The organism is Azotobacter salinestris (assembly GCF_009363155.1).
GTDB classification, from domain to species: Bacteria; Pseudomonadota; Gammaproteobacteria; order Pseudomonadales; family Pseudomonadaceae; genus Azotobacter; species Azotobacter salinestris.
On the sequence record NZ_CP045302.1, the window covers coordinates 124,117 to 148,711 of the forward strand.

General features: G+C 66.1%; 14 protein-coding genes. 9 read left to right on the forward strand and 5 right to left on the reverse strand.

Annotated elements, in window-relative coordinates; all coding sequences use genetic code 11:
- From GCU53_RS00815 to GCU53_RS00825, 3 genes are all read left to right on the forward strand, one after another.
- Entirely contained in the window at positions 1–1,725 is a 1,725-nt protein-coding gene (locus tag GCU53_RS00815) for a GMC family oxidoreductase N-terminal domain-containing protein (protein ID WP_152385939.1), read from the forward strand.
- Between the two features lie 144 nt (positions 1,726–1,869).
- Complete coding sequence (locus tag GCU53_RS00820) at positions 1,870–3,363, forward strand: metallophosphoesterase (protein ID WP_152385940.1); 1,494 nt, start codon at positions 1,870–1,872, stop codon at positions 3,361–3,363.
- Between the two features lie 2 nt (positions 3,364–3,365).
- Positions 3,366–5,336, forward strand: coding sequence for a CHAT domain-containing protein (locus tag GCU53_RS00825; RefSeq protein ID WP_152385941.1), 1,971 nt, complete (start codon positions 3,366–3,368; stop codon positions 5,334–5,336).
- A 244-nt stretch (positions 5,337–5,580) separates the two neighbouring features.
- On the opposite strand, the gene GCU53_RS00830 is transcribed toward GCU53_RS00825, so the two are convergent.
- From GCU53_RS00830 to ppnN, 3 genes are all read right to left on the reverse strand, one after another.
- Positions 5,581–7,665 carry a helicase-related protein gene (locus GCU53_RS00830; protein ID WP_152385942.1) on the reverse strand — a complete coding sequence of 695 codons (2,085 nt, stop codon included), beginning with the start codon at positions 7,663–7,665 and terminating at the stop codon, positions 5,581–5,583.
- Between the two features lie 305 nt (positions 7,666–7,970).
- Positions 7,971–9,920 (reverse strand): hypothetical protein, encoded by a 1,950-nt coding sequence (locus tag GCU53_RS00835; RefSeq protein ID WP_244306963.1) that lies wholly within the window; start codon positions 9,918–9,920, stop codon positions 7,971–7,973.
- A gap of 138 nt (positions 9,921–10,058) precedes the next feature.
- Complete coding sequence (gene ppnN / locus GCU53_RS00840) at positions 10,059–11,432, reverse strand: nucleotide 5'-monophosphate nucleosidase PpnN (protein WP_152385944.1); 1,374 nt, start codon at positions 11,430–11,432, stop codon at positions 10,059–10,061.
- Between the two features lie 604 nt (positions 11,433–12,036).
- On the opposite strand from ppnN, the gene GCU53_RS00845 reads away from it, so the two are divergent.
- Entirely contained in the window at positions 12,037–12,645 is a 609-nt protein-coding gene (locus GCU53_RS00845; protein ID WP_152385945.1) for a cell wall hydrolase, read from the forward strand.
- Positions 12,646–12,709: 64 nt separating this feature from the next.
- On the opposite strand, the gene GCU53_RS00850 is transcribed toward GCU53_RS00845, so the two are convergent.
- Positions 12,710–13,111: a hypothetical protein gene (locus GCU53_RS00850; RefSeq protein WP_152385946.1), complete on the reverse strand. Its 402-nt coding sequence runs from the start codon at positions 13,109–13,111 to the stop codon at positions 12,710–12,712.
- Between the two features lie 162 nt (positions 13,112–13,273).
- Positions 13,274–14,392, reverse strand: a complete 1,119-nt coding sequence (locus tag GCU53_RS00855) for an MBL fold metallo-hydrolase (protein ID WP_152385947.1) — start codon at positions 14,390–14,392, stop codon at positions 13,274–13,276.
- Between the two features lie 724 nt (positions 14,393–15,116).
- Here GCU53_RS00855 and GCU53_RS00860 point away from each other — a divergent pair.
- The 5 genes from GCU53_RS00860 (at position 15,117) to GCU53_RS00880 (ending at position 24,537) form a co-directional block, all read left to right on the forward strand.
- Positions 15,117–19,097: a non-ribosomal peptide synthetase gene (locus GCU53_RS00860; protein WP_152385948.1), complete on the forward strand. Its 3,981-nt coding sequence runs from the start codon at positions 15,117–15,119 to the stop codon at positions 19,095–19,097.
- A 75-nt stretch (positions 19,098–19,172) separates the two neighbouring features.
- The gene (locus GCU53_RS00865) at positions 19,173–20,414 is read left to right on the forward strand and encodes an NAD(P)-binding domain-containing protein (RefSeq protein WP_152385949.1); all 1,242 of its coding nucleotides are present in this window, start codon (positions 19,173–19,175) and stop codon (positions 20,412–20,414) included.
- A gap of 3 nt (positions 20,415–20,417) precedes the next feature.
- Positions 20,418–21,527, forward strand: coding sequence for an HlyD family secretion protein (locus GCU53_RS00870; protein WP_152385950.1), 1,110 nt, complete (start codon positions 20,418–20,420; stop codon positions 21,525–21,527).
- An 11-nt stretch (positions 21,528–21,538) separates the two neighbouring features.
- Complete coding sequence (locus GCU53_RS00875) at positions 21,539–23,095, forward strand: DHA2 family efflux MFS transporter permease subunit (RefSeq protein ID WP_208845407.1); 1,557 nt, start codon at positions 21,539–21,541, stop codon at positions 23,093–23,095.
- Entirely contained in the window at positions 23,095–24,537 is a 1,443-nt protein-coding gene (locus tag GCU53_RS00880) for an efflux transporter outer membrane subunit (RefSeq protein ID WP_152385952.1), read from the forward strand. Before GCU53_RS00875 ends, GCU53_RS00880 begins: the two co-directional genes overlap by 1 nt.
- Positions 24,538–24,595: the final 58 nt, after the last annotated feature.

Below are 24,595 nucleotides of genomic sequence, written 5' to 3' on the forward strand. Positions count from 1 at the left end.
ATGAACATCAAGTATGACTATGAAGCTGTCGTGATCGGCAGCGGTTTTGGGGGCTCGATCAATACCTGCCGCCTGGCCAAGCGCTGGCCGGGGGCAGTCCTGCTGCTGGAGCGTGGCAAGCGCTATCCCATGGGCTCGTTTCCGCGTTCCCCCCACGATATAGCGAACAGCTTCTGGAATCTGCTTCCCGAGCAGAGGCAACGACCAAAGTCCATTGCTGGTCAAGAAGCGCACGGACTGTTCGACATCAGAAATTTCGATCATATCGATGCGGTGGTCAGCGCCGGGTTGGGTGGCGGCTCGCTGATCTATGCCAACGTGTTCCTGGAGCCTCCCGAGGAGGTATTCGACGACAACTGGCCCGCAGCAGCCAGGAAAGAAGCCTTGCAGCCCTACTATGCGGTCAGCAAGGAAGTACTGGGGGCGAGACCGGTGCCGCAGGACAGTGACCCGCGGCGCAAGGTCATTCGCACCGAGCTGTTTCAGGAGTTCGCGCAATCCGAAGGGCGCGAGTCGAAGCTGCTGGACATCAATGTGTTCTTCGGCAACGACTTCGACAATCCGACCCCCATCGGCCTTCAGGAGAAGAACCGCTACGGGGCGGTGCAGACCTCCTGTGTGTACTGTGCGGAGTGCGACCTGGGCTGCAATACGCACTCCAAGAACTCCCTGGATCTCAACTACCTGCATGTCGCCGAGCAGCGCCATGCGGCCCGCATAGAGACCGAGGCGCTCGGGCAGAAAATCGTTCCCCTGAACGAGCGGGGCGAGGAGGATCCGTCGGCGACCGGGGAGCATGGCTACCGGGTCTATTGGCTCGATCTCAAGAACGGGCATGCCCAGTGCAGTGCCCTGAGCCGTCGCGTGGTGGTGTCCGCCGGTACGCTGGGTTCCACCGAACTGCTGATGCGCTGCCGGGATCTTTACAAGACGCTGCCCGGTATCAGCCCGCAACTGGGGCAGCACTTTTCCGCCAATGGGGATTTTCTCTCCTTTGTGATCGATGGAAAGAAAGCGGCCAATCCGAACTATGGCCCGGTCATCACCCAGGGTACGGATTACAACCTGCTCAAGGATTTCGACCGCAAGCACGCCTTCATCCTCGAGGACGCCAGCTATCCGAACTTTGCCGCCTGGTATACCGAGGGCATCCGGCCTGGGCTTTCGCACTTCCATGCCTTCGTGCGTACCGTGCGGCTGATGGCTTCTCGTTTCCTGCAGGGCCTCAGTACCGGGCATATCGGCTATGCCTTCAACGAGCTGCTCAAGGGTGGCCTGTCCTATACCAGCATCGTGCTGCTGTGCATGGGCATCGACAAGGGCAACGGCGTGATGAGTCTTTGCAAGGAGGGATTCATCCACGTGAAGTGGCCCTACAAGGAAAACATGGGCCTCTATGGCGCCATCGAGCGCATGGGCAAGCGCTTCCGGGACTGGACTGGCGCCAAGGCCTTCGTGCCCCTGCCGAACTGGCTATGGCCCATGAAGCGCAATGTGACCGTGCATGCGCTGGGCGGCTGCCGTCTGGCCGACAGTCCGCAGCGGGGGGTGACCAGTGCGGCACCGGAAACCTTTGGCCAGGTGTTCGGCTATCAGGGGCTCTATGTGGCCGACGGCGCCTTGCTGCCCACCGCCGTGGGGGCAAATCCGGTGGCGACCATCAGCGCGCTTTCCGAGCGGGTGGCCGAGGGCATCACCGGGATCCGCCCCACGGCGGATCTCTAAAGAGAAGCGGCTTTTTACGGTATCCGGGCAGGGAAGACAGGTACCTGGCCGGCAGGCGCGACGTCTGCCGGCACCCTGACCGGGCCAGGGTCAATCGAGCAACGTCTGCGTGCCAGGCATTGGCCGCATCAGGACTGGATTCTTATGGAACATTTTCCCGAATTCGATGAAATCCATGTGATTTCGGACATTCACATGGGGGGCGACACTCCCGATTTCCAGATTCTCCGGGAAACCGGGCGACTCGCCGGCTATATCGGCTGGGTGGGCCAGCAATGCCCCGAGGGGCGGGTGGCGCTGGTATTCAATGGCGATGTGTTCGATACCCTCGCCGAAAGCTCCACCGGATACATCGCCATCGAGCGGGCCGTGGACGTCGTCGGCCGCATCATGGGCGATCCCTCATTCCGCGGCATCTGGGATGCGCTGGCGCACTTTGTGGCGCTGGAAGGGAGAACACTGGTTTTCGTGATCGGCAACCATGACATCGAGATGTCTTTCACCGGCGTGCAGCGGCTGATCCTCAACCGGCTGGCGGGAGACGATCCGCTGAAGCGGGGCCGGATCGAGTTTTCCACCGTAGGGGCCGGTTACAGCTGCACGGTCGGAGGCGCCAGAGTCTATTGCACCCACGGCAACGAGGTGGATGCCTGGAACTACAACCATTACGAGAGTCTGGCCAGGGTTGGGCGGCGCCTGAATGCCGGCCTCGGTTTCGATCTGCGCGAGTGGCGGCCCAATGCCGGAACGCGGATGGTCAAGGAGGTCATGAACAGCGTCAAGGAGCGCTACAAATGGATCGATCTGCTGAAGCCGGAAACCCAGGCTGCCGTCGGGACGCTGGTGGTGCTCGATCCCGCCCAGGCGAAAAAGATCGGCGACCTGTTATCCATCCTTGGAGAGAAGGTGCTGAGCGAAAAGGATATGAACCAGCGCCTTTCCGCCGATGATCCAGTCTCCCGGTCGCCGGAGTCGGTCGGCGCCGCCACGCCGGTGAAAGAGCCCTGGCTGGGGCCGAACCTGGGCGCGGCCGCGGTGCAGACGACCGTCGATGCGGACAGCCTGCTGCTTCAGGCCGAAATGAATCTCGGCAAGCCTCTGTCCCAGCTGGCAGAGCAGGATGGCCAGCTGGGAACCGGGCAGCTGATCGTGGATCGCCTGACCGGCTGGATGCGCAATATCTCCAAGGACGAAGCCCTGCGCCGGGCCTTGAAGGACTGGCTGGCCGACGACAGGAGCTTCGATCTGCAGGATCGGGACGACACCTTCAAGGCGGTTACCGCCAATGTGGGACAGTCCGTCGACTTCATCGTGACGGGGCACACCCACCTGGAGCGGGCGATCGACATGGGCCGCGGTCGTTACTACTTCAACTGTGGCACCTGGATTCGCCTGTTGCGCTTCAGCCAGGCCATGCTCAAGGATCAGGCATCCTTCAAACCCGTCTATGACGTATTGATGGACGGGCGCATGGAAACCATCGACAAGGCGAAATTCGGAGACGCTTCCTTTGTCATGAACCAGACCAGCGCCGTTTCCATCCGGCAGGAAGGCGGACAGGTGGTAGGTCGTCTCTACCATGTATTGGGTGACGGTACGGGGACTCCCGAAGAAGTCCGCAAATTCGCGAGGCCCTGAACATGGAAGACGCTTCCGCCATTGCCAGTGTCAAGCTGGAGCTGTTACGGAGCGGGCCGGCCCATAATCAGCTGCTGTCCCCTCTGACCACCTATATCGCGCTGTGCGGCTCCGATGGGCCGGTGACGCTGAACATGCCCTTCGAGCAACGCCAGTTGCTGAGCCGCCTGCAACGCCTGCGCTATCAGCTGGACAGGACCCAGACTTCCGAGGATCAGCGCGAGTCGGAGCTGCGCGATCTGGGCGAAGTGATCGGCAAGGTGCTGGGACAGGTGCCTACGCTGCTGGCCGAGCTGGGCAGCGCCAGTTGCACTACCGGCCGGCTCGTCCATCTGCGCCTGGTGATGTCCGCCTTCGAACTGGGCATGGTGCCTTTCGAGACCGCGATCGCTGCAGAGGGTTTTCCGGGAGCCGGCTCCCCTCTGTTCCTGCAGACGCGCATGCCGATCTGCGTGACCCGCGAGTTCCGCCGTGGCCGCGCCCTGCCGCTCGAGTGGAACCGGGAGCCTCGCATACTTTTCGCCTTCGCGGCGCCGGATGGGCTGTATGTGCCGGCCCAGAGCCATCTGCAGGCCTTGCGGGAAGCCATCGAACCCTGGGTCAGGATCAAGGAAGACCCCAAGGCCCGCGTCGAGGAAGTCAAGAGGCGGCTGACGGTGCTGCCCAACGCCTCTCTCGAGCAAATCCGCACGCTCTGTGCCTCGGGCGAGTTCACCCATGTGCACATCCTGGCCCACGGCAAATCCTTCCGGCATTGCGGGGACGAGCGCTATGGCCTGGCCCTGTGCGCCGAAGGCAGCACGGCGACCGACGTCGTGGATGGGGAGCGGCTGGCCATCGCATTGATCGCTACCGATCCGCTGGGCCATACCCGGCACCGCCCGACGCTGGTCAGTCTGGCAACGTGCGATTCCGGCAACATCAATTCGCTTCTGACGCCGGGGGGCAGCATCGCCCACGAACTGCATGCAGCGGGCATCCCCTGGGTCGTCGCCTCCCAGTTCCCGCTGTGGATGAAGGCTTCGGCCGTTGCGGTCAGGGAGCTGTATTCCGGGCTGCTGAAGGGAGCGGATCCGCGCTGGGTGCTTTATGAGCTGCGCCAGCGTCTGCGCACGGATGTTCCGGAAACCCACGACTGGGCCAGCATCGTGGCCTACTCGACCGTCTCCAAGGATTTCGAGCAGCAGGTCGGCCAGTTCCGTGACCAGCAGATGCGGCGGCGGATCGAGGTCAAGTTCGAGCGGATCGACGAGTTGGTCGGCGCCAACAGCGAGGCTGGAGCCGAGCGTCCGATGCTGACAGAGGCCCAGAAGCAGGAGCTGGCACCGCTCGCCGCGGCCATTCGTGCGGATCTGGAAAGCTGGCGGGCCGAGTCGGGATGTCTGCTGCCGGGCAACACGGAAATGGCCCACCGGTTCGGTATCAGCGGCGCCTGTGAAAAGCGTCTGGGCATCGCCTTCAACCAGATCGATGAATCGGCCGAGCAGCAGGCCTATGAAGCCTGCCGGGATTTCTACCTGCAGGCCTGGAGGCTCGATCCCTGCAACCACTGGGTCATTACCCAGTATCTGGCGATACGGGCCATCCTGGCACTACGGGAAGAAACGGGCCGGCCGGCGGATACGGTCGAGCAGGAAACGAGGCAACTGGCGGCCGAGTACGGTGTGATCTGGCAGGCGGTTCGTCAGGTGGTCGACTGGCGCATACGCAACTTGACGGGACGTGAGCAGGCTTATGCCTACAGTACGCAAGCGGAGCTGGATCTGCTCGGGACCGTCTATGCCGGGGACATATCTGGCGAGACGCTGAAAGGCCAGTTGGCCTCGCACTGCAAGGCCCTGCGGGAGCGGGAGGCACTCAATGCCCTGCCGCTGGTTTCGGCACGCCGTCAGTTCCGGCGTTATCTGCAGGACTGGCCCAGCCCGCTGTGGAACGATCTGGCCAGAACCGCGCTGGAGAATCTGTCCCCATAAGTTCGAGCGAGCGTTCGGCATGAACGTAACGCTCTCGGCTGATGTTGCCAAGACATAGGGTCTGTTGACGTTTTGGCGTAGGCCGCGGCAACGCGGCTCACGTCAAAGCGTCAACAGACCCTAGATAAAAAAACAGGCAATCCCCCAGTTTTGCCGGGGGAAATCAACGATATACGCTCCGTGAAACGGCCATTCTTTGAGCGTCCGATATCGAGGCCTGCATCCTGGGCCAGGACCAAACGTCCTAGCGGCGTCTGCGCGTCGCGCTCAGGATCTCGAGGATGCGGTCGTTGAGCTCCTCCCGACGCTCCCTGGCCGCTTCCTCCTCGATGAAGTATTCCGGCAACGCGCGCCACAGGTGGATGTACACCTCGAGCTCGTGCAGGGTTTCCTCCAGGCTGCGCAGATCCTGCAGGCGTCCCGGGTGTGGCAGCGGCACCACGCCGCCCTGATGGACATGGCGCAGCCAGGCCAGGGCGCTGAGCCGTGCCGGACTTTCCGGTCCGCCGTGGATCGGCACGCTGGCGAAGATCCAGCGCAGGCGCAGGTCGATGGCCGGGTCGTCGAGCCGCTTGATCCAGTTCATCAGCTCTTCCGGCAGCACCGCCATGAAATGCCTGCCGTAGTTCACCGACTCGATGAAGGTCAGCCAGACCCTGAGCAGGCTGCGCTCGCCGAGGGCGTCGGCCAGGGTCTTCAGGTGGCCGTAGCTTGGGCGCACCGCGAATTTCTTGAGGTCCAGCGGCGGGTCGGGCTCGTCCAGTCCGCGCCGGATGGTGTGGATCACGGTGTGCTCGAACCCTCCGGCCAGACCGCTTTCGGAAAAGCCGTAACGCCCGGCGCGCCCGGCGATCTGCTTGATCTCCTGACCGGTCAGGGTGCGCACCGTCACCCCGTCGAACTTCTCGTCGGTCCTGAAATAGAGGCGATGGGCCGGCAGGTTGAGGCCCATGCCGATCGCGTCCGTGGCGACCATGATCTCCACTTCGCCCTCGCGGAAGCGTCTTGCCTGTTCGCGCCGGACGACCGGCGACAGGGCGCCGTAGATCACCGCGGCGCTGCGCCCCCGCTGCTCCAGCAGCGCCTTGAGCTCCAGCACGCCGCGGCGGCTGAAGTCGACGATGATGGAGCCGGCCGGAATCCGCTGCAGACTCGGCGGTTTCGAGTCGATGGCCAGCGGCGTGAGGCGCCGGGTGCGCTCGATCACCAGCTCGTCGTTGCAGATCCGGCACAGGTGCTCCAGCGACGGCGTCACCAGCTCCGGACCGGTCATGATCAGCCGCTCGGTGTAGGCGCCGACCAGCGCGTCGGTCCAGGCCCAGCCGCGCTGGGCATCGCCCAGCAGCTGCACCTCGTCGACGATCACCACGTCGAAGCGGATGTTCTGGAAGCGGCCGAATTCCTCCATGGTGCAGCAGTAGTGCGTGGCACCCTCGCGGATGATCTGTTCCTCGCCGGTGATCAGGGTGCAGGGGATGCCCTGTTCCTCCAGGCGCTCCTGGTTCTCCAGGGCCATCAGTCGCAGCGGCGAGAGATACAGGGCGCTACCCGCCCTGGCGGCCTGCTCCATGGCCCGGTGCGTCTTGCCGCTGTTGGTCGGCCCCAGGTAGGCCAGCCAGCGGCGCTTCAGACGCCGCGCCCGGTACAGCTCGTGGTACTGGCTGAAGCGGGCGTCGGTACGGCGCAGCTCGCTGAGCACCATGGCCGTGCGCATCCGCTCCTTCAGCTCGAGAAAGTGCTTGCGCAGGCGCCGCGGGCTCTGGCGCAACAGGCGGATCAGCACCGGCCGCTCCACCTGGTCGAGGTCGAAGTCCTCGGCGAGCTCGAGCAGGGTTTCCAGGTTGCGCCGGTAGGACGCCAGCTGGGCGGCGTGCAGCGACTCGACCTCGGCCTCGTCGAGCACCCGGTTGTCCGGGAACTCCAGCTCGGCCGGCAGGTGCAGCGGCTCGCCGTGCAGCTCCAGGGTCAGCGTGTAATGCGCGCCATGGCGGAACAGGTTCATCCGCCGGGTGAACCAGCGGGCGAAGTCGACCCAGTTCGGATACTTCGATAGCCGCGCCAGGGTGGCCTGCTGCTCGTCCTCGGGCAACTCGGCGTAGTAGGCCTGGAAGGGTTCGAGGAGCAGGTCGAGGCGCTTCTGCAGGCGGCCCTGCAGCTTGCTCCAGAACACATCCGCGCGGTGGACCTGGCGCAGACCGGGTATGGCGTAGATCACCTGGCGTGGCACGGCGCCGACCTCGACCGGCGTGCCGAACGCCGTGAGTGCCACCGGCGCCTGCTGCGCCCTGCCTGCTTCCAGATCTTCGAACAACTGCTGGCGCCCTGTCATGCTCACCTCCTGCATCGGGCCGGACAAGGCCGGTATCCACCCGGCCATGGCTCCGGGGGCTGGTTCAACATCCATGAGCACAAGCAGTGCGTCCTGGTTTGCTTATGGCGCCACCCTCACGCCGAACCAGCATAGCGCGACCGGTCGGCGAGCGGCATGCGAGGCAGTTGGCCGGGGGCGTGGGACATTCCCGGCCCAGTCATGGGCCAACTGCACCCGAAAGCCCCCAGGCGAAGCCCTGTCCTTCCTGTCCGAGCCGGCAATCCGCCCAGGTCGGACGCTGCCCATGCCATAGGCACAGTGGCTCAGCCTTCGGCCACGTCGTCGAGTTCGCTCGGGGCCAGTGCCGGGCGGATCTCGTCGTTCAGTCGCCAGAAGCTGTGCATCACCGACACGAAACCGGCCAGCGGGCCGAGGAGGGCGCTGTTGACCTTGGCCGCCTCCTGATCGAGGGCGCGGGCGATGTCCTTGGTGCGTGCCTGACCGTTGTCGTACAGGAACTGCAGGATCTGCAGCTGCCCCTTGGGCAGTTTGGCCAGCCTGGCCTGCTCTTTCTGCAGCGGGTTGGCGGCGCTGGCGCTGACAGCGAGCGGCGAGGCTGTCAGGGTCTCCATGATGCGCGACTTGCGCGGCGGGGCGGCCTCCACGGCCTCGTCCGCGACTTCCGGCTCGGCTGCCTGGACCGGGGCCACGGGCCGATCGCCGATCGGTACCTGGTCGGCCATCGCCGGCTTGATGGTGTAGCGGCCCTGCGCGTCGCGGTCCAGCCAGTCCCGGCGCAGCGTGACCAGCGATACCGAGGCCGGTTCGTCCGGTCCCATCGCTTCCATCACCTCGTCCGGCGAGCATCCCGGGTGGCTGAGGATGTATTCCAGCACTTGCCTGTCGAGCCCGCTCAGGCCGGCCAGGGCGGGCGAGGTGGCGGCGGGTCTGGCCGTCCTCGCCGCGGCTGGGGCGGACTCCATCCTCGCTGCCGGGCTGGACGCGCGCGGCGTTTCGGCGCTCTGCACGGGGGGTGCTGCCGTCGCGCGGCTGGCGCTGGCCGGCGTGGACTGGCGGACGCCGCCCGGCGCCTGCTTGCCTATGGACATGCACTCCAGCACGTAGTCCCGCACGGTGTAGCCGGCGAAGGTGAAGGGGTCGAGCCAGAGGCCGGTCAGGCCCTTGAGCGCGGCGGCGACTTCCACGCTGCCCAGTGCGGTATTTCTGGCGATCTGGGCGGCATTCTGGTTGGGATTGGCCATGATCCAGGCCAGCAGCTTGCGCTCGATCTTGCCGAGTCTGGCGAAGGCTTCGCGCAGGCGGGCGAACACCTGCTCCTTGGGCTCGTCCGCTCCCGGGAGCTCGACAGGCGCCGGCTCGGGTTTGGCAGCGGGAGCGGGGGAGGCGACGGCCGTTATCGTCGGCTTGGCGACGGGGGCGGCGTCGGCCTTGGCCTCGGCACGCTTCTGCATGGCTTCCTGCGCGCGCGCGCGCGCCTTGAGCAGTTCATCGGCCACCCACTGCGGTGGTGCCGCGGCCGGCGCCTTGTCGTCGGCTTCGGCCGGCGGTCTGGGGGCGGCCGGGCGGGGCGTATCGACCTTCGAGGGCGGTGCCTCGAGCGCTGCTGCCGCACGCGGGGCTTCAGCCGTCTGCTGGGCTTTGTCGAGTGGAGAACGGGCCTCCGCACGGGCAACTGCATCCTGTGGCTGGGACGGGCTGCCCGGCTTCATTGCGGCAGGCGCTGCGTCTGCCGACCTTGCGATCGCTTGCGGCGGTTGCGCGGCGGGGGCGGCTGCTTCGGGCTGTACGGCTGCGACCGCCGGCCCGGCGGCCGGCAGGGTGGCGCTGCGGCGCAGGTGCAGGCGGCCCAGCAGTTCGTACAGCTCCGGGGCTGCACTGGCCTGGGCGGCCCTGCTCACCTGACCGATCGCATCGTCCAGCCGGTTGGCCTGAACCAGTTCCTTCACCCGGCTTTCAAGCGTGGCGAGATCCTGAACGCCATCCGCATCCCTGCCGGTCCCGGGTTGTCCGAGCAGCAGGACCATTTCCAGGCGCCAGAGGATCTGCGGCGAGGCGACATGATTCTCGAGGGATTCGGTCAGCAACTCCTGTGCAAGCGCGTCCTGGCCGGCGCTGGCCAGATGGCGCAGGGCGCCGGTCAAAGCCTTGAGCGAGCCATCGGGGCCGGCTTCATGCAGGAGGGATTCGAAAGCGGCAAAACTGTGGGTGCGAGCAATGCCCCACAAACGCTCGATGAGAGGTTTGTGCTCCAAACGGAAATACCTATGCGTTGGGGTCGGCAGGCCGACATGGTGGTGCGGAAAAAGCCGCGGACTATACCACGAGGCTCCTGTGTTCCGGCCCGATCTCGACGACCTGGGGAGACGGCGAGACGGGCCGGGCGTGGGTCTTCAGGTCACCAGCCGATAGCAGGGCACGTAGGGCGTGCCGCCCGGCAGCTTCATCCGGTGCTGCTCGACGAAGGCCCGCAGCAGCTCGTCCAGCGGCCGCATCACCGAGGCCTCGCCATGGATCTCGTAGGGGCCGTACTGCTCGATCAGGCGGATGCCCTTGTCCTTGACGTTGCCGGCGACGATCCCGGAGAAGGCGCGGCGCAGGTTGGCCGCCAGCTGGTGGGCGGGGAGGTCGCGGCTCAGCTGCAGGCCGGCCATGTTGGCGTGGGTCGGGTCGAACGGGCGCTGGAAGCCCGCCTCGATGCGCAGCAGCCAGTTGAAATGGAAGGCGTCGTTGCGCTCGCGGCGGAACTGCTTGACTTCCTTCAGACCATGGGCCATCTGCCGCGCCACCTCGACCGGATCGTCGATGATGATCCGGTAGTGGCGCTGCGCGGCTTTCCCCAGCGTGGCGCCGACGAAGGTGTGCAACTGCTCCAGGTAGGGCGCCGCGCTCCGGGGGCCGGTGAGGATCACCGGAAAGGGCAGGTCCTGGTTGTCCGGGTGCATCAGGATGCCGAGCAGGTAGAGGAACTCCTCGGCGGTGCCGGCGCCGCCGGGGAAGATGACGATGCCGTGGCCGACGCGCACGAAGGCCTCCAGGCGCTTCTCGATGTCCGGCAGGATCACCAGTTCGTTGACGATCGGATTGGGCGTCTCGGCGGCGATGATCCCCGGCTCGGTCAGGCCGAGGTAGCGGCCGCCGACGATCCGTTGCTTGGAATGGGCGATGGTGGCGCCCTTCATCGGCCCCTTCATCACCCCGGGCCCGCAGCCGGTGCAGATGTCCAGTTTGCGCAGACCCAGTTCGTGGCCGACCTTCTTGGTGTACTTGTACTCCTCGATGCTGATCGAATGGCCGCCCCAGCACACCACCATCTTCGGCTCCACCCCGGGACGCAGGGTGCGGGCGTTACGCAGCAGGTGGAAAAGGTAGTCGGTGATGCCCTGGGAGCTGTTCAGGTCGATGCGCAGGCTGTCCAGTTCGCTCTGGGTATAGACGATGTCGCGCAGGGCGCTGAACAGCATCTCGCGGGTGCTGGCGATCATCTCGCCGTCGACGAAGGCGTCCGCCGGTGCGTTGAGCAGCTCCAGGCGCACGCCTCGGTCCTGCTGATGGATGCGAACCTCGAAGTCCTCGTAGGACTCGAGAATGGTCTTGGCGTTGTCCGTGCGGGCGCCCGTGTTGAGGATCGCCAGGGCGCACTGGCGGAACAGCGTGTAGAGGCTGCCCGCCCCAACTTCGCTCAGTTGCTGGACTTCGCGCTGGGACAGCGTCTCCAGGCTGCCCTTGGGGCTTACCGAAGCGTTGATTACTTGTCTTGAGTCCATTTTCGGTCCCCTGTGAACGATGCCACGGGCCGGGAAGGGCCGGTCGCATCGGGATGGTGAAAGCCGAACGCAGTCGCGCGCAGAGGGCATTCTCTCTGGCGACCAGGAAAAACGGCAAACGTCTGGCCGTGATCGCCTGGGGCAGGCGCCTCCTCCATAGAGGAGAAGGCGACGGCTGCCTCGCCAGAGAGCATGGTCCGATCTTACGCCGGCTTCGTGTGAACCGCTGCGAAAGCGGTACGACGAACGGCGGCTCTGGCCGCCTCCCGCCTGTCCTGCAACCGAAACGCCTGCAAGGTCCATGCAATCGCGCGCCTTGAGCGCGTTCGGCGGCCGGCGGAACGGCGGCCCTTTGACCGTCGGCTAGAATGATTCGATCGCCGCAGTGGCGATCCGATGAGGCGAAGTTGGCGTGAGGCGCTCCGGGCGACGCACTGGCGAGTCGCAGGCTCATTGCGAAATTCCCAAGAAAATACGGCTGTTCGTTACGTACGGGATGCAGCTTGCGGGTTTCTGATTCGTTCCACGGACTCGCGAGTCGCAGAACGGCTGGTCGGCGTGGCACAGGTGGGGGCCAACTTTGATTCACTCGGAAGGTTCGACCATGCGTTTTATCTGGATATGTCTCGTGGCCAGCGCTCTCGGGGGCCAGGCGATAGCGGCAGACCGGGAGCAAAACGCGGAGGCGGCAGTGGACAAGGCGGAGGCACTGGAACGGAAGGCCGCGGCCGAAGAGGGCGTGACTCCCCGGGCCAAGCCCATCACCCGACCCGAAGCGCAGGCGGTCGATCCGACTGGCAAGGCGCCCCTGGACGATGCGATCACCTGTCTCTCACGCAGCATCTACTGGGAGGCCAAGGGTGGCTCGCCTGCCGACATGGAGGCGGTCGCCAGCGTCGCTATGAACCGGCTAGGTCATGAAGGTTTTCCGGACACGCTGTGCGAGGTCGTCAAGCAGGGCTCCGAACAGGGCTCCTGTCAGTTCTCATGGTGGTGCGATGGGCGCCCGGATCAGGTGAAGGAGGACGAGCGCTACGAACTGGCCAAGGAGGTGGCGCGAAAAGCGCTCAACCAGCAACTCAGGGACCGGACCGATGGTGCCTTGTACTTCCACGACAGGACCGTATCCCCGGACTGGGCCGTGAAATACCTCAGGACAGCCGAAACCCGCAAATTCCTCTTCTACAGGCCACGCAAGGATACGCGCCGATAGGCCCTTGAGTGTCCGTGTCCACTGGCGGCCGGGCGAGTCTTCCGGCCGCCTCCGTCTTTTCGGGTCAGGTGCCGCGCAGGAGGTCGTGGGCGTCGAGCAGCCGGTAGGCGATCTCCGGATGCTTCTCCAGGCCGCGGCGAATGGCCGCCGGGATGGACTGGCGGGTCTTGCGGCACAGGCCGGGCAATTCGTCGATGTCGATGCGGATACCGCGCATGCTGCGCACTTCGTTGAGGCCCGGGGCGATTTCCAGGCGGATGCCCAACTGCTCGTGCATCCGTCGCTGCATGTGCTCGAGATCGGCCAGGCTGGCGAGACTTTCCAGGCGCTCGAGCAGACGCTTCTCCTCCTGGCGCGTCAGGCGCAGGATGCGCAGGTCGGCGCCGGGCGTGTCCAGCAGCCGTTCGCGCCCGCAGGTGCAGACCCCGGGCGGACAGGGTTGGCGGATCGGGAAAGAGGGCATCATGGGCATCGATCATAGCGGTCCGCGATCACCGTTGCCCATTGCCTGAACGCCCGAACACAACCCCATGCGGGAAGGCCTGCGCGGCTGACTCGCCCAGTGGACTCCAGCGGGTCGGGGACTGTCAGCCGGCGGCAGATTCCAGGGCGCTGGCCGAGCAGTGCCTTATGATCGTATGGCGGGACGAGGCGGCTGGTCTTTCGCTGGAAGCGCCAGACGCTCGGCCTCCTGCGCCATGGCGTCCTGCCAGAGGCCCCTGGTCACTTCTCGCCACCAGGGCTCCATTGCCTCTGCCCGGGCCGGCTCGACCGGTTCACCCAGGCGTGGCATCAACAATCCCTCTGGAGCTTTCGCCAGCAGCACATCGGCCGGCTGGGCCCATGGGTGCATCGCCAGATTGAAGGTGCCCCAGTGCACGGGCAGGAGACGCCCACTGCCCAGTTGTGCCCAGGCCCGCAGGGCGTTGTCAGGCCCCAGATGCACATTTCCCCAGGATGGATGGAAGGCGCCAATCTCGAGCATCACCAGGTCGAAAGGGCCGAGCCGCTGGCCGATCTCGACGAAGGCCGGGGACAGCCCGGTGTCGCCGCTGAAGAACAGGGAGTGCCGCTCGCCGTGCAAGGCGAACGACGACCAGAGCGTTGCGTTGCGATCTCGAAGCCCGCGTCCGGAGAAGTGATGCGATGGTGCGGCGGTGATCGTCAGTCCGGTCGGCAGCACCCTATGTTCCCACCAGTCGAGCTCGATGATGCGCTTGGCTGGCACACCCCAGGCTTCCAGGTGCAGCCCGACGCCCAGCGAGGTGATGAAGGGGACCTGGCGCGCGGCCAGCGCCCGGATGCTCGGATAATCCAGGTGGTCGTAATGATCGTGCGAGATCAGCACCGCATCGAGCGGCGGCAGGGCAGCGATGTCGACCGGCACCGGCTGAAAGCGTTTGGGGCCGGCGAACGGCAACGGTGAGGCACGCATCCCCCACACGGGATCGGTCAGCACCCGGTGTCCATCGATTTCCAGCAGCACGGTCGAATGGCCGAGCCAGGTGGCCCGCAGCCCGGTTTCGACTGGCCGGGCCCAGGCGGAGCATGGATCGAGGGCGGGAAGCGGCCGCGCCGGCGTGCGACCCTCGCCACGAAACAGGAAATCGACCAGTGTCGGCCGGTCCTCAGGCATGCGCTGCGCGCTGGACGGATAGGTGTTCACGAAACCGCCATCGACATACTGCCGGGAGGCCTGCATGCGTTCCCGTCTGAGCCCATCGGCGCGCCGAGCAAAAACAGCCATCTTTCATCTCCTGTCGATCGGGCCAGCCCCGGTTTAGGGAGGGATGGATTTCCCTCGCCTCGGACACAGGATTTTTGACCAGCCCCAAGCCAATGAGCTTCCTCCGCTGATCGGTACCCTCCGTTCGCCAAGGCCGGTTGAAATCGATCCTGCCCTGTCAGTCGTGGGCAGGCTTTCAAACACTCATGCGAGCCTTCGGGGCTTCCGGTCGACGCGCCTGGCCGCGTCGTGATGCCGCGATCGATTGTTGTCGGTTTGGGCGTGGAGCGGCAGGACAAGATTACGTTTGAATTAAATATTCGTTGCGTAAAAGCTTCGACTGAGGATTTCCGGTTGAAGTTATGAGCAGGGCAGTTGCGTGACGCTTTGACACAGTCTCTTCAATACGGCGCTATGTTGCACTTGGGTTCTGGAAATGACATACTTATGCCATTATAAGAAAATTGTAAGATTTCGCGTGTGGCAAAAGATGCACAAGGCACTTTCTTATAGTAAGTCACCGGTTTAAGCGTGTTGTCTGGCAGTGCGCGGTAAGAACTTGGAAAGTTTCTAAGGTAAGTTGATTCGGACGGGATAGCCGAAAGCTAGGCTCCGGAGTCGTCGTCGTTTTTCTGGCGGCGGTTTCCAGTCATTCCTTTACGTGCAGACTTTCGGCATGGCGTTCCTGCCATGCATCTCCCTTCGAACTTCTCTTGATAACTTCATTAATTAAGAAAAATTGAAAATGTTCGACGTATTGGAAGAGCGGCCGGCTGTTTGCGAGCCCGTGCCTGAGCCATGCCCCTTAACCGGTTTGCAACATGCTTATTGGGTTGGTGAGCAAAAGGTCTACAAGTTTCACACTATCCCGTTTCTTTATTTCTGCTATTTCACCGAGAGCCTCGATGTTCCCCGGCTCGAAGCGGCACTCCAGACAGTGCTCGAGGCTTATCCCGAGTTGTCCATGGAGTTTCTCCCCGACGGCACTCAGCGTCCGGCCCAGGAGCCGGTCGGAAAGATCTCTCTCGAGATGACCGACTGGCGCGGCCAGCCGCCGATCGGCACGGCAGAGCTGCAGGAGTTGCGCAAGAAGGACATGGAGAGCAAGCTGGCCCTGCTCGGCGCCAGGGTGCAGGTGACGGCGTTCCTGGATCGCGTCGCCGACGGCTATTACGTCAACTTCGGCTTCCGCCTGATCTCCTTCGACGCCTTCTCGGTTCGCCTGTTCTACAACGCCCTGGTGCGGGTCTATAACGGCATGGGCCTGCCCGAGGAGCCGCGCGCCTTCTTCGCCGAGTTCATGGCCAAGCGCCAGGCGCTCAAGGAGACCAGTGTCTTCCAGCGCTCCATGCAGTACTGGCAGGAGCGGATCGCCACGCTGCGCAACGCTCCGGAGCTGCCCGTGGTCGACCACGAGCGCATGCCGGAGGAGTCCCGTTTCCGGCGCATCCGCCTGGTATTCGGCCCCGAGCGGGTGGCCCGCCTCAACGAGCAGGCGCGCAAACTGGGCATCAGCCCCAGCATGCTGTTCTGCACCGCCTATACCGATGTGCTGCGCCTGTGGTCGCGCAATCGCGCCTTCACCATCAACATGCTGATGAGCCACCGCCCCTCGGGCGATCCGCGCTTCCAGCGCGCCTTCGGCAACTTCGGCAGCACCCTGCTGCTCGAGTGCGCCGACAGCCCGGGGCTGTTCGCCGAGCGGGCCAAGGTGCTGCAGCGGCAGCTGGCGCGGGACATGCGCCACTCCCGTGTCGAGGGCGTCGACGTGATCCGCGCCATGGGCAGCACCGGCACCGGCCTGCCGGTCATGCCGGTGGTGTTCGCCAGTTCCCTCGGCCTCGACCTGCCGGAGGGGCTGCTGCTGCCCAACGAGTTCGGCCTGAAGAACATGGGCGGCGGCCTGCACACCCCGCAGGTCTGGCTGGACTGCCAGGCCTATATGTACCTCGACGAGATGGTGGTGAACTGGGACTACGTGGAGGGCCTGTTCCTGCCCGGGGTCATCGAGAACATGTTCGAGGCCTTCGAGCAGCAGATCGAGGCCATCCTGCAGCACGAGGCCCCCCAAGAGGCGCTGCTGCTGCCGCGGGTCCCGCCGAAGGCGCTGCTGGCGCGCCAGGCGGCCAACCGGACCGAGCGCGAGCTGCCGACCGGCCGGATGGAGCACTTCGTCGCCGAGGCCTGCACCCGCTACCCCGAGCGGGCGGCGATCATCGCCCCCGACCGCGTCGTCGACTACCGGAGCCTGTGGGGCTGGAGCACCAACCTCGCCGCCCGGCTGCGCCAGGCCGGCGTCGGCAGCGACGATCTGGTCGCCGTGGTGGCCAAGCGTGGCTGGCGCCAGGTGACGGCCCTGCTCGGAGTGGTCCAGTCCGGCGGTGCCTACCTGCCGATCACCAGCGAGCAGCCGGCGGCGCGCAAGGAATGGCTGATCTCCCGTCCGGGGGTCAAGGTCGTGCTGATCGAGCGCGAACTGGCCATCGACCTGGCGCTGCCGCCGGACGTGCGCGTGCTGCTGCTGGACGAGGTGCTGCCCGATGCGCCGCCGCCGGCGGTGGCGCTGGAGCCGGCCCGGGGAGAGCGCGATCTGGCCTATGTGATCTTCACCTCCGGCTCGACCGGCCAGCCGAAGGGCGTGGCCATCGATCATCGCGGGGCGGTGAACACCATCCAGGACGTGATCGCCCGCTTCGGCCTGACCTGCGAGGACCGGCTGATCGGCCTGTCCAGCTTCAACTTCGACCTGTCGGTCCACGACATCTTCGGCGGTCTGGCCATGGGCGCTGCCCTGGTGCTGCCGCCGCACAGCGAGACGCCGGCGCCCGACCAGTGGGCCGCCTGCGTGCGCGACCACGGTGTGACGGTATGGAACACCGTGCCGGCCTCGCTGGAGATGCTGATCGAGTTCCTCGGCCCGCAGGCTGCCACCTACATGCACAGCCTGCGGCTGGTGATGCTCAGTGGCGACTGGATCCCGATCACCCTGCCGGAGCGGCTGAAGAAGGTGGTACCGGGCGTCACCCTGATCAGTCTCGGCGGCGCCACCGAAGCCTCCATCTGGTCCAACTACTTCCCGGTCGGGCAGCTCGCACCGGGCTGGAAGAGTATTCCCTACGGCTGGCCGCTGTCCAACCAGAGCTTCCATGTGCTGACCCGGGAACTCGAGCCGGCTCCCGACTGGGTGCCGGGCGACCTGTACATCGGTGGCATCGGTCTGGCCCGCGAGTACTACAACGACCCGCAGCGCACCGCCGAGAGCTTCATCGTCCATCCGCAGAGCGGCGAGCGCCTGTACCGCACCGGCGACGTCGGCCGCTACTTCGACGACGGCTGCCTCGAGTTCCTCGGCCGCCTCGACGGGCAGGTGAAGATCCGCGGCTTCCGCATCGAGCTGGAAGAGATCGACGCCAACCTCGCCCGCTGTCCGGGAATTCGCGCGGCCACCACGGTGGTGGTGCGCAGTGGCGAGGACAGCCGTCTGGTGGCCTTCTACCAGCCGGCGGCCGAGCCGCTGGAGGCCGAGGCGATCCGCGCCCACCTGGCCGCCAGCCTGCCGTCCTACATGATTCCGTCCCAGGTCATGGCGGTGGAGAGCCTGCCGGTCACCGCCAACGGTAAGGTGGACCGCAAGGCGCTGTCGGCCATGGCCGACGCGCTCGGCCCGGAGACTCGGGCCCGGCGCAGTCCGACCAGCGAAACCGAGCGGCGTCTGGTCGGTCTGTGGAGCCAGTTGCTCGGCGTGGAAGCCCTGGGCATCGACGACGAGTTCTTCGAGCTGGGGGGCACCTCGCTGCTGGCCGTGCGCCTGATCAACGAGATCACCCGCGCGTTCGGCCAGACCCTGCCGCTGGTGTCGCTGCTGCGCCACGGCACCATCGCCGCCCAGGCCGCCATGCTCGACGCGGCCGAGCACGCCGGCCACCAGCGTACCCCGCTGGCGGTGATGCGCGAAGGCGGGCCGGCCACCCTGGCCCTGGTCCACCCGGTGGGCGGCAACATCCTCTGCTACCGGGAGCTGATCGAGCTGCTGCCCGCCGGCGTGAGCGTGCTCGGCCTGCAGTCCCCCGGCGACGGCGCCCCGCGCCAGCTGGAGGCGCTGGCCGCCAGTTATGTGGATGCCCTCTGTGCCCAGGCCGCCGAGCCGGCCTCGATCCACCTGCTGGGCTGGTCCATGGGCGGGGTGATTGCCCAGGAAATGGCCCGGCAGATGGAGGCGCGCGGCATCGCGCCGAACGGGGTGACCATGATCGACAGCTGGATGGCCGCACCGCAGAGCCAGGGGGGCCTGCGCCTGGAGGGGGAGGCCCTGCTGCTCAACTTCCTCCGCGACCTGCTGTCCGGCGAGCCGCTGCCGATCGACTTCGACAGCCTGTCGCGGCTGGACGAGGCCGAGCGGCCGGCAGCCATCGTGCAGGCGCTGAAGCAGGCCGGCGGCATCGGCTCCGACCTGTCCCGGGAGGAGTTCCTCGCCCTGCTGGACGAGTATCGGGCCAATTACGACGCGCTGGTCGGCCATGCGCCGCGCCCGACGACCACGCCCGCGCGCCTGTACCGGGCCAGCCGCAGCATGGATTTCCCGCTGCTGGCGCCGTTCGCTCTGGCGGAGGCCGCGAATCTCCAGGTCATCGACTGGGAGGGCGATCACTTCTCGGTGGTCGAGCGGGACTCCCTGCGCGAGATTCTGGCGCACCTCTCGAATTCCGGCGAGGTCGCCCTCTGGTAGAAACCGGACAACCGCGACCGCTCCGCCGCAGCGCTGGGCGGTCGTCCCTTTTCCCAGTCACGGATTGGAATTTCAATGAGTGGACATTTCGACACCCTGATCGTCGGTGGCGGTCAGGGCGGGCTCTCCACGAGCTACTACCTGACCCTGCAGAAGCGTTCCCACCTGGTGCTGGAGCGTGGCGACATTCCCGCGCCCGTCTGGCGCGACGACCGTTGGGACTCCTTCACCCTGGTCACGCCCAACTGGGACTTCCGCCTGCCCGGCGCCACCTACGCCGGTGACGATCCCGACGGCTTCATGCCCCGCGAAGAGATCGTGCGGACCTTCGCCGACTACGTCCGGCGCCACCAGCTGCCGGTGAAGTACAACACGGAGGTCACGGAAATCTGCGCCGACCCCGCCGGATTCCGCGTCTCCACCCGCAATGGCGACTGCTACACCGCACGCAACGTCGTGGTCGCCACCGGCCTGTTCCAGTTCCCGCGCCGGCACGCGATGGCGGCCAGGCTGGCCCCGTCGGTCTGCCAGATGCACTCCGGCGCCTATCGCAACCCGGCGGCGCTGGCGCCCGGCGCGGTGCTGGTGGTCGGCAGCTCCCAGTCCGGCTGTCAGATCGCCGACGAGCTGAACCGGGCCGGCCGTACCGTCTACCTGTGCGTCGGCCGGCACGACCGGGCGCCGCGCCGCTATCGCGGCAAGGACATCTTCGAGTGGATGCGCCTGTCCGGGCTGGCCGACCAGACCGCCGACAGCCTGCCTTCGCCGAAGCTCAGGTTCACCCCCAACCCGATCATGGCCGGCCGCCACGAAGGCGGCAGCCTCAACGTGCACCGGCTGGCCCGCAATGGCGTGCAACTGCTCGGCACGCTGCAGGACATCGACGGAGCCTGCCTGAGCATCGCGCCCGACCTGCACGACAACCTGGCCGGCACCGACCAGCGCGAGGCCGAGCTGCTGGGCAAGATCGACATGCTGGTGAAGATGCGCAACCTGGATCTGCCCGAGGAACAGCCCGAGCGCCTCGAGGACGGCTACGCCGCGCCGCTGAGCGAGCGGCTCGACCTGGCCGCGGCCGGCGTCACCACGCTGATCTGGGCCACCGGCTATGGCTTCAGCTTCGATCTGGTCAGGTTCCCGGTGTTCGACGAGGACGGCTATCCGCTGCAGCAGCGCGGCGCCACGGCCCAGCCCGGGCTCTACTTCGTCGGTCTGCCCTGGCTGTACAACAAGCGCTCGGGCCTGTTGAGCGGCGTCGGCGAAGACGCCGAACACATCGCCGGACACATCCAGGCGCGGGACAACGGGAAGGGGTAGGTCGTGAGCGAAGGAGCACCGGCGAACACCGCCGCACAACCCGCAGGACCGGCACCGGGAAGCACCCGGAAGGCCAAGGTGATCCTCGCGCTGATCGCCCTCGTCGGCCTCGCCGTCGTGGGGCGCATGTGGTGGCGCAGCACCTATTTCGAGGAAACCGACAACGCCTACGTGGAAGGTTACATCAGCACCATCGCGCCCCGGGTCGATGGCGTGGTGACCAAGGTCCTGTTCGAGGACAACCAACAGGTGCGCGCCGGCGACGTGCTGGTCGAGCTCGATCCGGCCGACTATGCCGTGCGGGTCGACGAGATCAAGGCCCAGATCCAGGAAGTCGATGCCGAACTGCTCAGGCTGGATGCCAGCATCGAGCAGGGCGAGGCCAGGGTTCGTGCCCTGAGCGCACGCTCGGCCCGGCATCTGGCCGAGCTCAAGCGCTACAAGCAGGATGCCGAGCGCCAGCTGGCCCTGCGCAACCAGGACATGAAGGCCGTGACCGGGACGGAGCTGGACGCGGCCATCGCTGCCCGCGACGGCGCCCAGGCGGATTACACCGCCCAGCAGGAAGAGATCCGTGCGGCCCAGGCCGGTGTCGAGGCGACCCGCTCGTCGCGGGCCGTCCTGCTCGCCCGCAAGGAGGTGCTCGCCGCCAAGCTGCGCGATGCCGGGCTGCAGCTCGAATACACCACCCTCAAGGCACCGGTGGACGGCCAGATCGGCAACAAGTCGGTCGAGGTCGGCGACCATGTGACCAAGGGACAGCGCCTGGTGGCGATCATCCAGGACGGGGTCTGGGTGACGGCGAACTTCAAGGAAACCCAGCTGCGCGATCTGCTCCCGGGACAGAGGGTCAGCATCCGCCTCGACACCTTCCCCGGGCAGGAGATCGAGGGCCGGGTGGACAGCTTCGCGCCGGCTTCGGGCGCCAAGTTCGCCCTGTTGCCGCCGGAAAACGCCACCGGCAACTTCACCAAGATCGTCCAGCGCGTGCCGGTGAAGATCACCTTCGCCCCGCAAACGCCCAAGGCGCTGATGGAGCGGGTGGTGCCGGGCATGTCCGCGCTGATCGAGATCGATCTGCGCCAGGAGGCGCCCAGGGTGGCCGCCCAATGAGCGGCCAGCCCATGCCCGCCGCGGACCAGGTGACCTCGCGGACCTGGATCGCCATCGCCGCGGCGGTCCTCGGGGTGTTCATGGCGGTGCTCGACACCCAGATCACCAACGCCTCGCTGCCGGAGATCCTCGGTTCGCTGTCGGCCTCCATGGAGGAGGGCTCATGGATGAGCACCACCTACCTCGCGGCGGAGGTGGTGGCCATTCCGCTGACCGGCGTCTTCCTGCGGGTCTTCGGCGCGCGCGCGTTCATTCTGGGCAACACGGTGCTGTTCCTGGTGTTCTCGACCCTCTGCGGGATGGCCTGGAACCTGGAGTCGATGATCGTCTTCCGCACGCTGCAGGGCTTCTTCGGCGGCGCGCTGATTCCGACGGCGATGACCCTGATCATCGTCAGTTTGCCGCCGGGCAGGCGGCCGATGGCGCTCGCCTGGCTGATGCTGGCCAGTACCCTGGCGCCGACGCTGGGGCCGACGGTCGGCGGCATCCTCACCGAGTTCTACAGCTGGCCGTGGATCTTCTACATCAACTGGCTCCCCGGCATCCTGATGTTGGCCGGCATCGCCATCGGTCTGGATGCGCAGCCGAAGAAGTTCGAACTCCTGCTGAAGATGGACTGGCTGGGCATCGCCGGGATGATCATCGGCCTGGGTGCGCTGATCGTCTTTCTCGAGGAAGGCAACCGCAAGGACTGGTTCGACTCGGAGTTCATCCGCACCACCAGCTTCATCGCCTTCGCCGGCATCCTCCTGTGGATCGGCAGCCAGCTGCTGCGTCCCGACCCCTTCGTCAATGTCTGGCTGTTCGGCCGGCGCAACTTCTGGGTGTCGTCCGGGGTCGGCGCGGTGGCGGGCCTGGGGCTGTACGGCTCGACCTTCGTCCTGCCGCTGTTCCTCGCCCACATCGCCGACTACAACTCGCGGCAGATCGGCGAGACCATCATGTGGATGGGCCTGCCGCAGATCATCATGACCCCGGTGGCGGCGGTGCTGGCCAAGAAGATCGACAACCGCCTCATCTGCTCGGCCGGCCTGCTGCTGTTCTCCGTATCCTGCTTCATGAACGCCTACATGACCGCCGATACCGGCTACGACCAGTTGATCGCCTCGCAGATATTCCGCGCCCTCGGACAGCCGCTGATCCTCATCGCCCTGTCCAACATGGCCATCCACCGGATCGAGCTGGCCAACCTGTCCTCGGCCTCCAGCCTCTACAACATGACCCGCGTGCTGGGCGGTGCGGTCGGCACGGCCATCCTGTCCACGGCCATCACCATGCGCGAGCACCTGCATTCCGAGCACCTGGTCGAAGCGGTTTCCCTGTTCTCCTCAGCCACTCGCGAACGGATCGCGGCGATTACCACGATGCATATGAACAACAACGGCGACATCGCCCTTGCCACTCAGCAGACCATGGCCACCCTGAACGGCGTGGTTCAGCGCGAGGCCTTCGTGATGGCCTACAGCGACAGTTTCTTCATTCTGGGCAGCATGCTGCTGGCGTCGGTCGGCCTGGTCTGGCTGGCGGACCACATCGTGGCTCCCGGCGCCAAGGGGAAGGGCCAGTGATGAACAACCGACTTTCCTTCCTGCTGGGACTGGCCGTCCTGCTGCAGGGCTGCAGCATCGAGCCCTTCGTGCCGGCACCCGATCCGGAGCTTCCGGCGAGCTACCGCAAGGCTTCCCCGGACGCGCCGAACAACGTGGATGTCCGCTGGTGGCGGGTCTACCGGGACCCGGCGCTCGACTATCTGGTCGAGAGCGTGCTGGAGCGCAACCCCTACACCCAGTTCGGCGAGCTGCACGTGGCCGAGGGGCATGCCGGCGTGCTGGGCGCCCGGGCCGACCTGTTGCCCAACCTGAACTTCGGCGCCAGCCGCGACGAGAGCCACACCTCGACTACCACCCCGCTGGGCGAACTGCTCCAGCAGGGAACCATCGCCGGCCAGAGCAACCGCATCACCACCAATACGTCCTGGCAGATCGACCTCTGGGGACGGATCGCCCAGTCCGTCGAGCTGGCCAAGGCCAAGCTGGGCGTGGCCGAGGCCACCCGGCGCAGCGTGGCGCTGATTCTCGCCCGCGAGGTGGCGGTCGCCTACTGGCAGTTCCGCGCCGCCGAGGCCGACTACGAGCTGCTGAAGCAGATCCGCGCCGAGCGCGAGGAGACGGTGCGGCTGATCGGCCGGCGTCTGGACATCGGCCTCAACACCGAGCAGGACCTGCTCGAGGCCAAGGTCAGGCTGGCCAGGGTCGAGGCCGAGATGCACGAGGCCGTGGTCAAGCGCGACATGAACGAGCAGGAGCTGGCGATCCTGATGGTGGTGGATGTGAAGGACTTCCGCGTACCGTCTCCCCCGGAGTACGCGCTGCCCGACATTCCCAAGGTCGCCCCCGGCCTGCCGGCGATCATCCTGTCCCGCCGTCCGGACCTGATGGACTCGTCCGAGCGCCTGCGCGCCCTGATCGCCCAGGAGCGGATCGCCGAAACCGCCTTCTATCCCAGCATCAGCCTGACCAGCCGCTACGGCTTCGCCTCCCAGGACCTGAGCGACATCACCGATCACGCTTCCCGGGAGTTCTCCTTCGTGCCGATCTCGCTGTCGCTGCCGATCTTCGATGCGGGGCGCAACCGGGCCAACCTGGAGGCGGCGCGCCTGCGCTACCAGCAGCATGTGAACGTGCACAAGGTCAACATCCTCATCGCCCTGCGCCAGGTGGACGACGGCCTGACCCAGGTGCAGGCGGCCGAGGAGCGGCTGCGCATCCTCGGCGAGGCGCTGGAAGCCTCCCGTCGGCGCGCGGATGTCGCCGAGGCCCGCTATGCGGTGGGGCAGAACAACTATCTGGAGGTCAACCGGGCGCGCGCCGATGCGCTGTCGCTGCAGCGCAAGCAGGTACGCAGCCGCATCGATGGCCTGATGGCCACGACCATGCTGATGGAGGCGCTGGGGGGCGGCTGGAACGAGTCCGTCGAAGGGAAGCAGCAGACCGTCGCCAAGGCCGACTAGGGATTGCACGGCGAGCCTGCAGCCGGTGCCCGTGGGGTTTTCCCGCGGGCGGGCACGC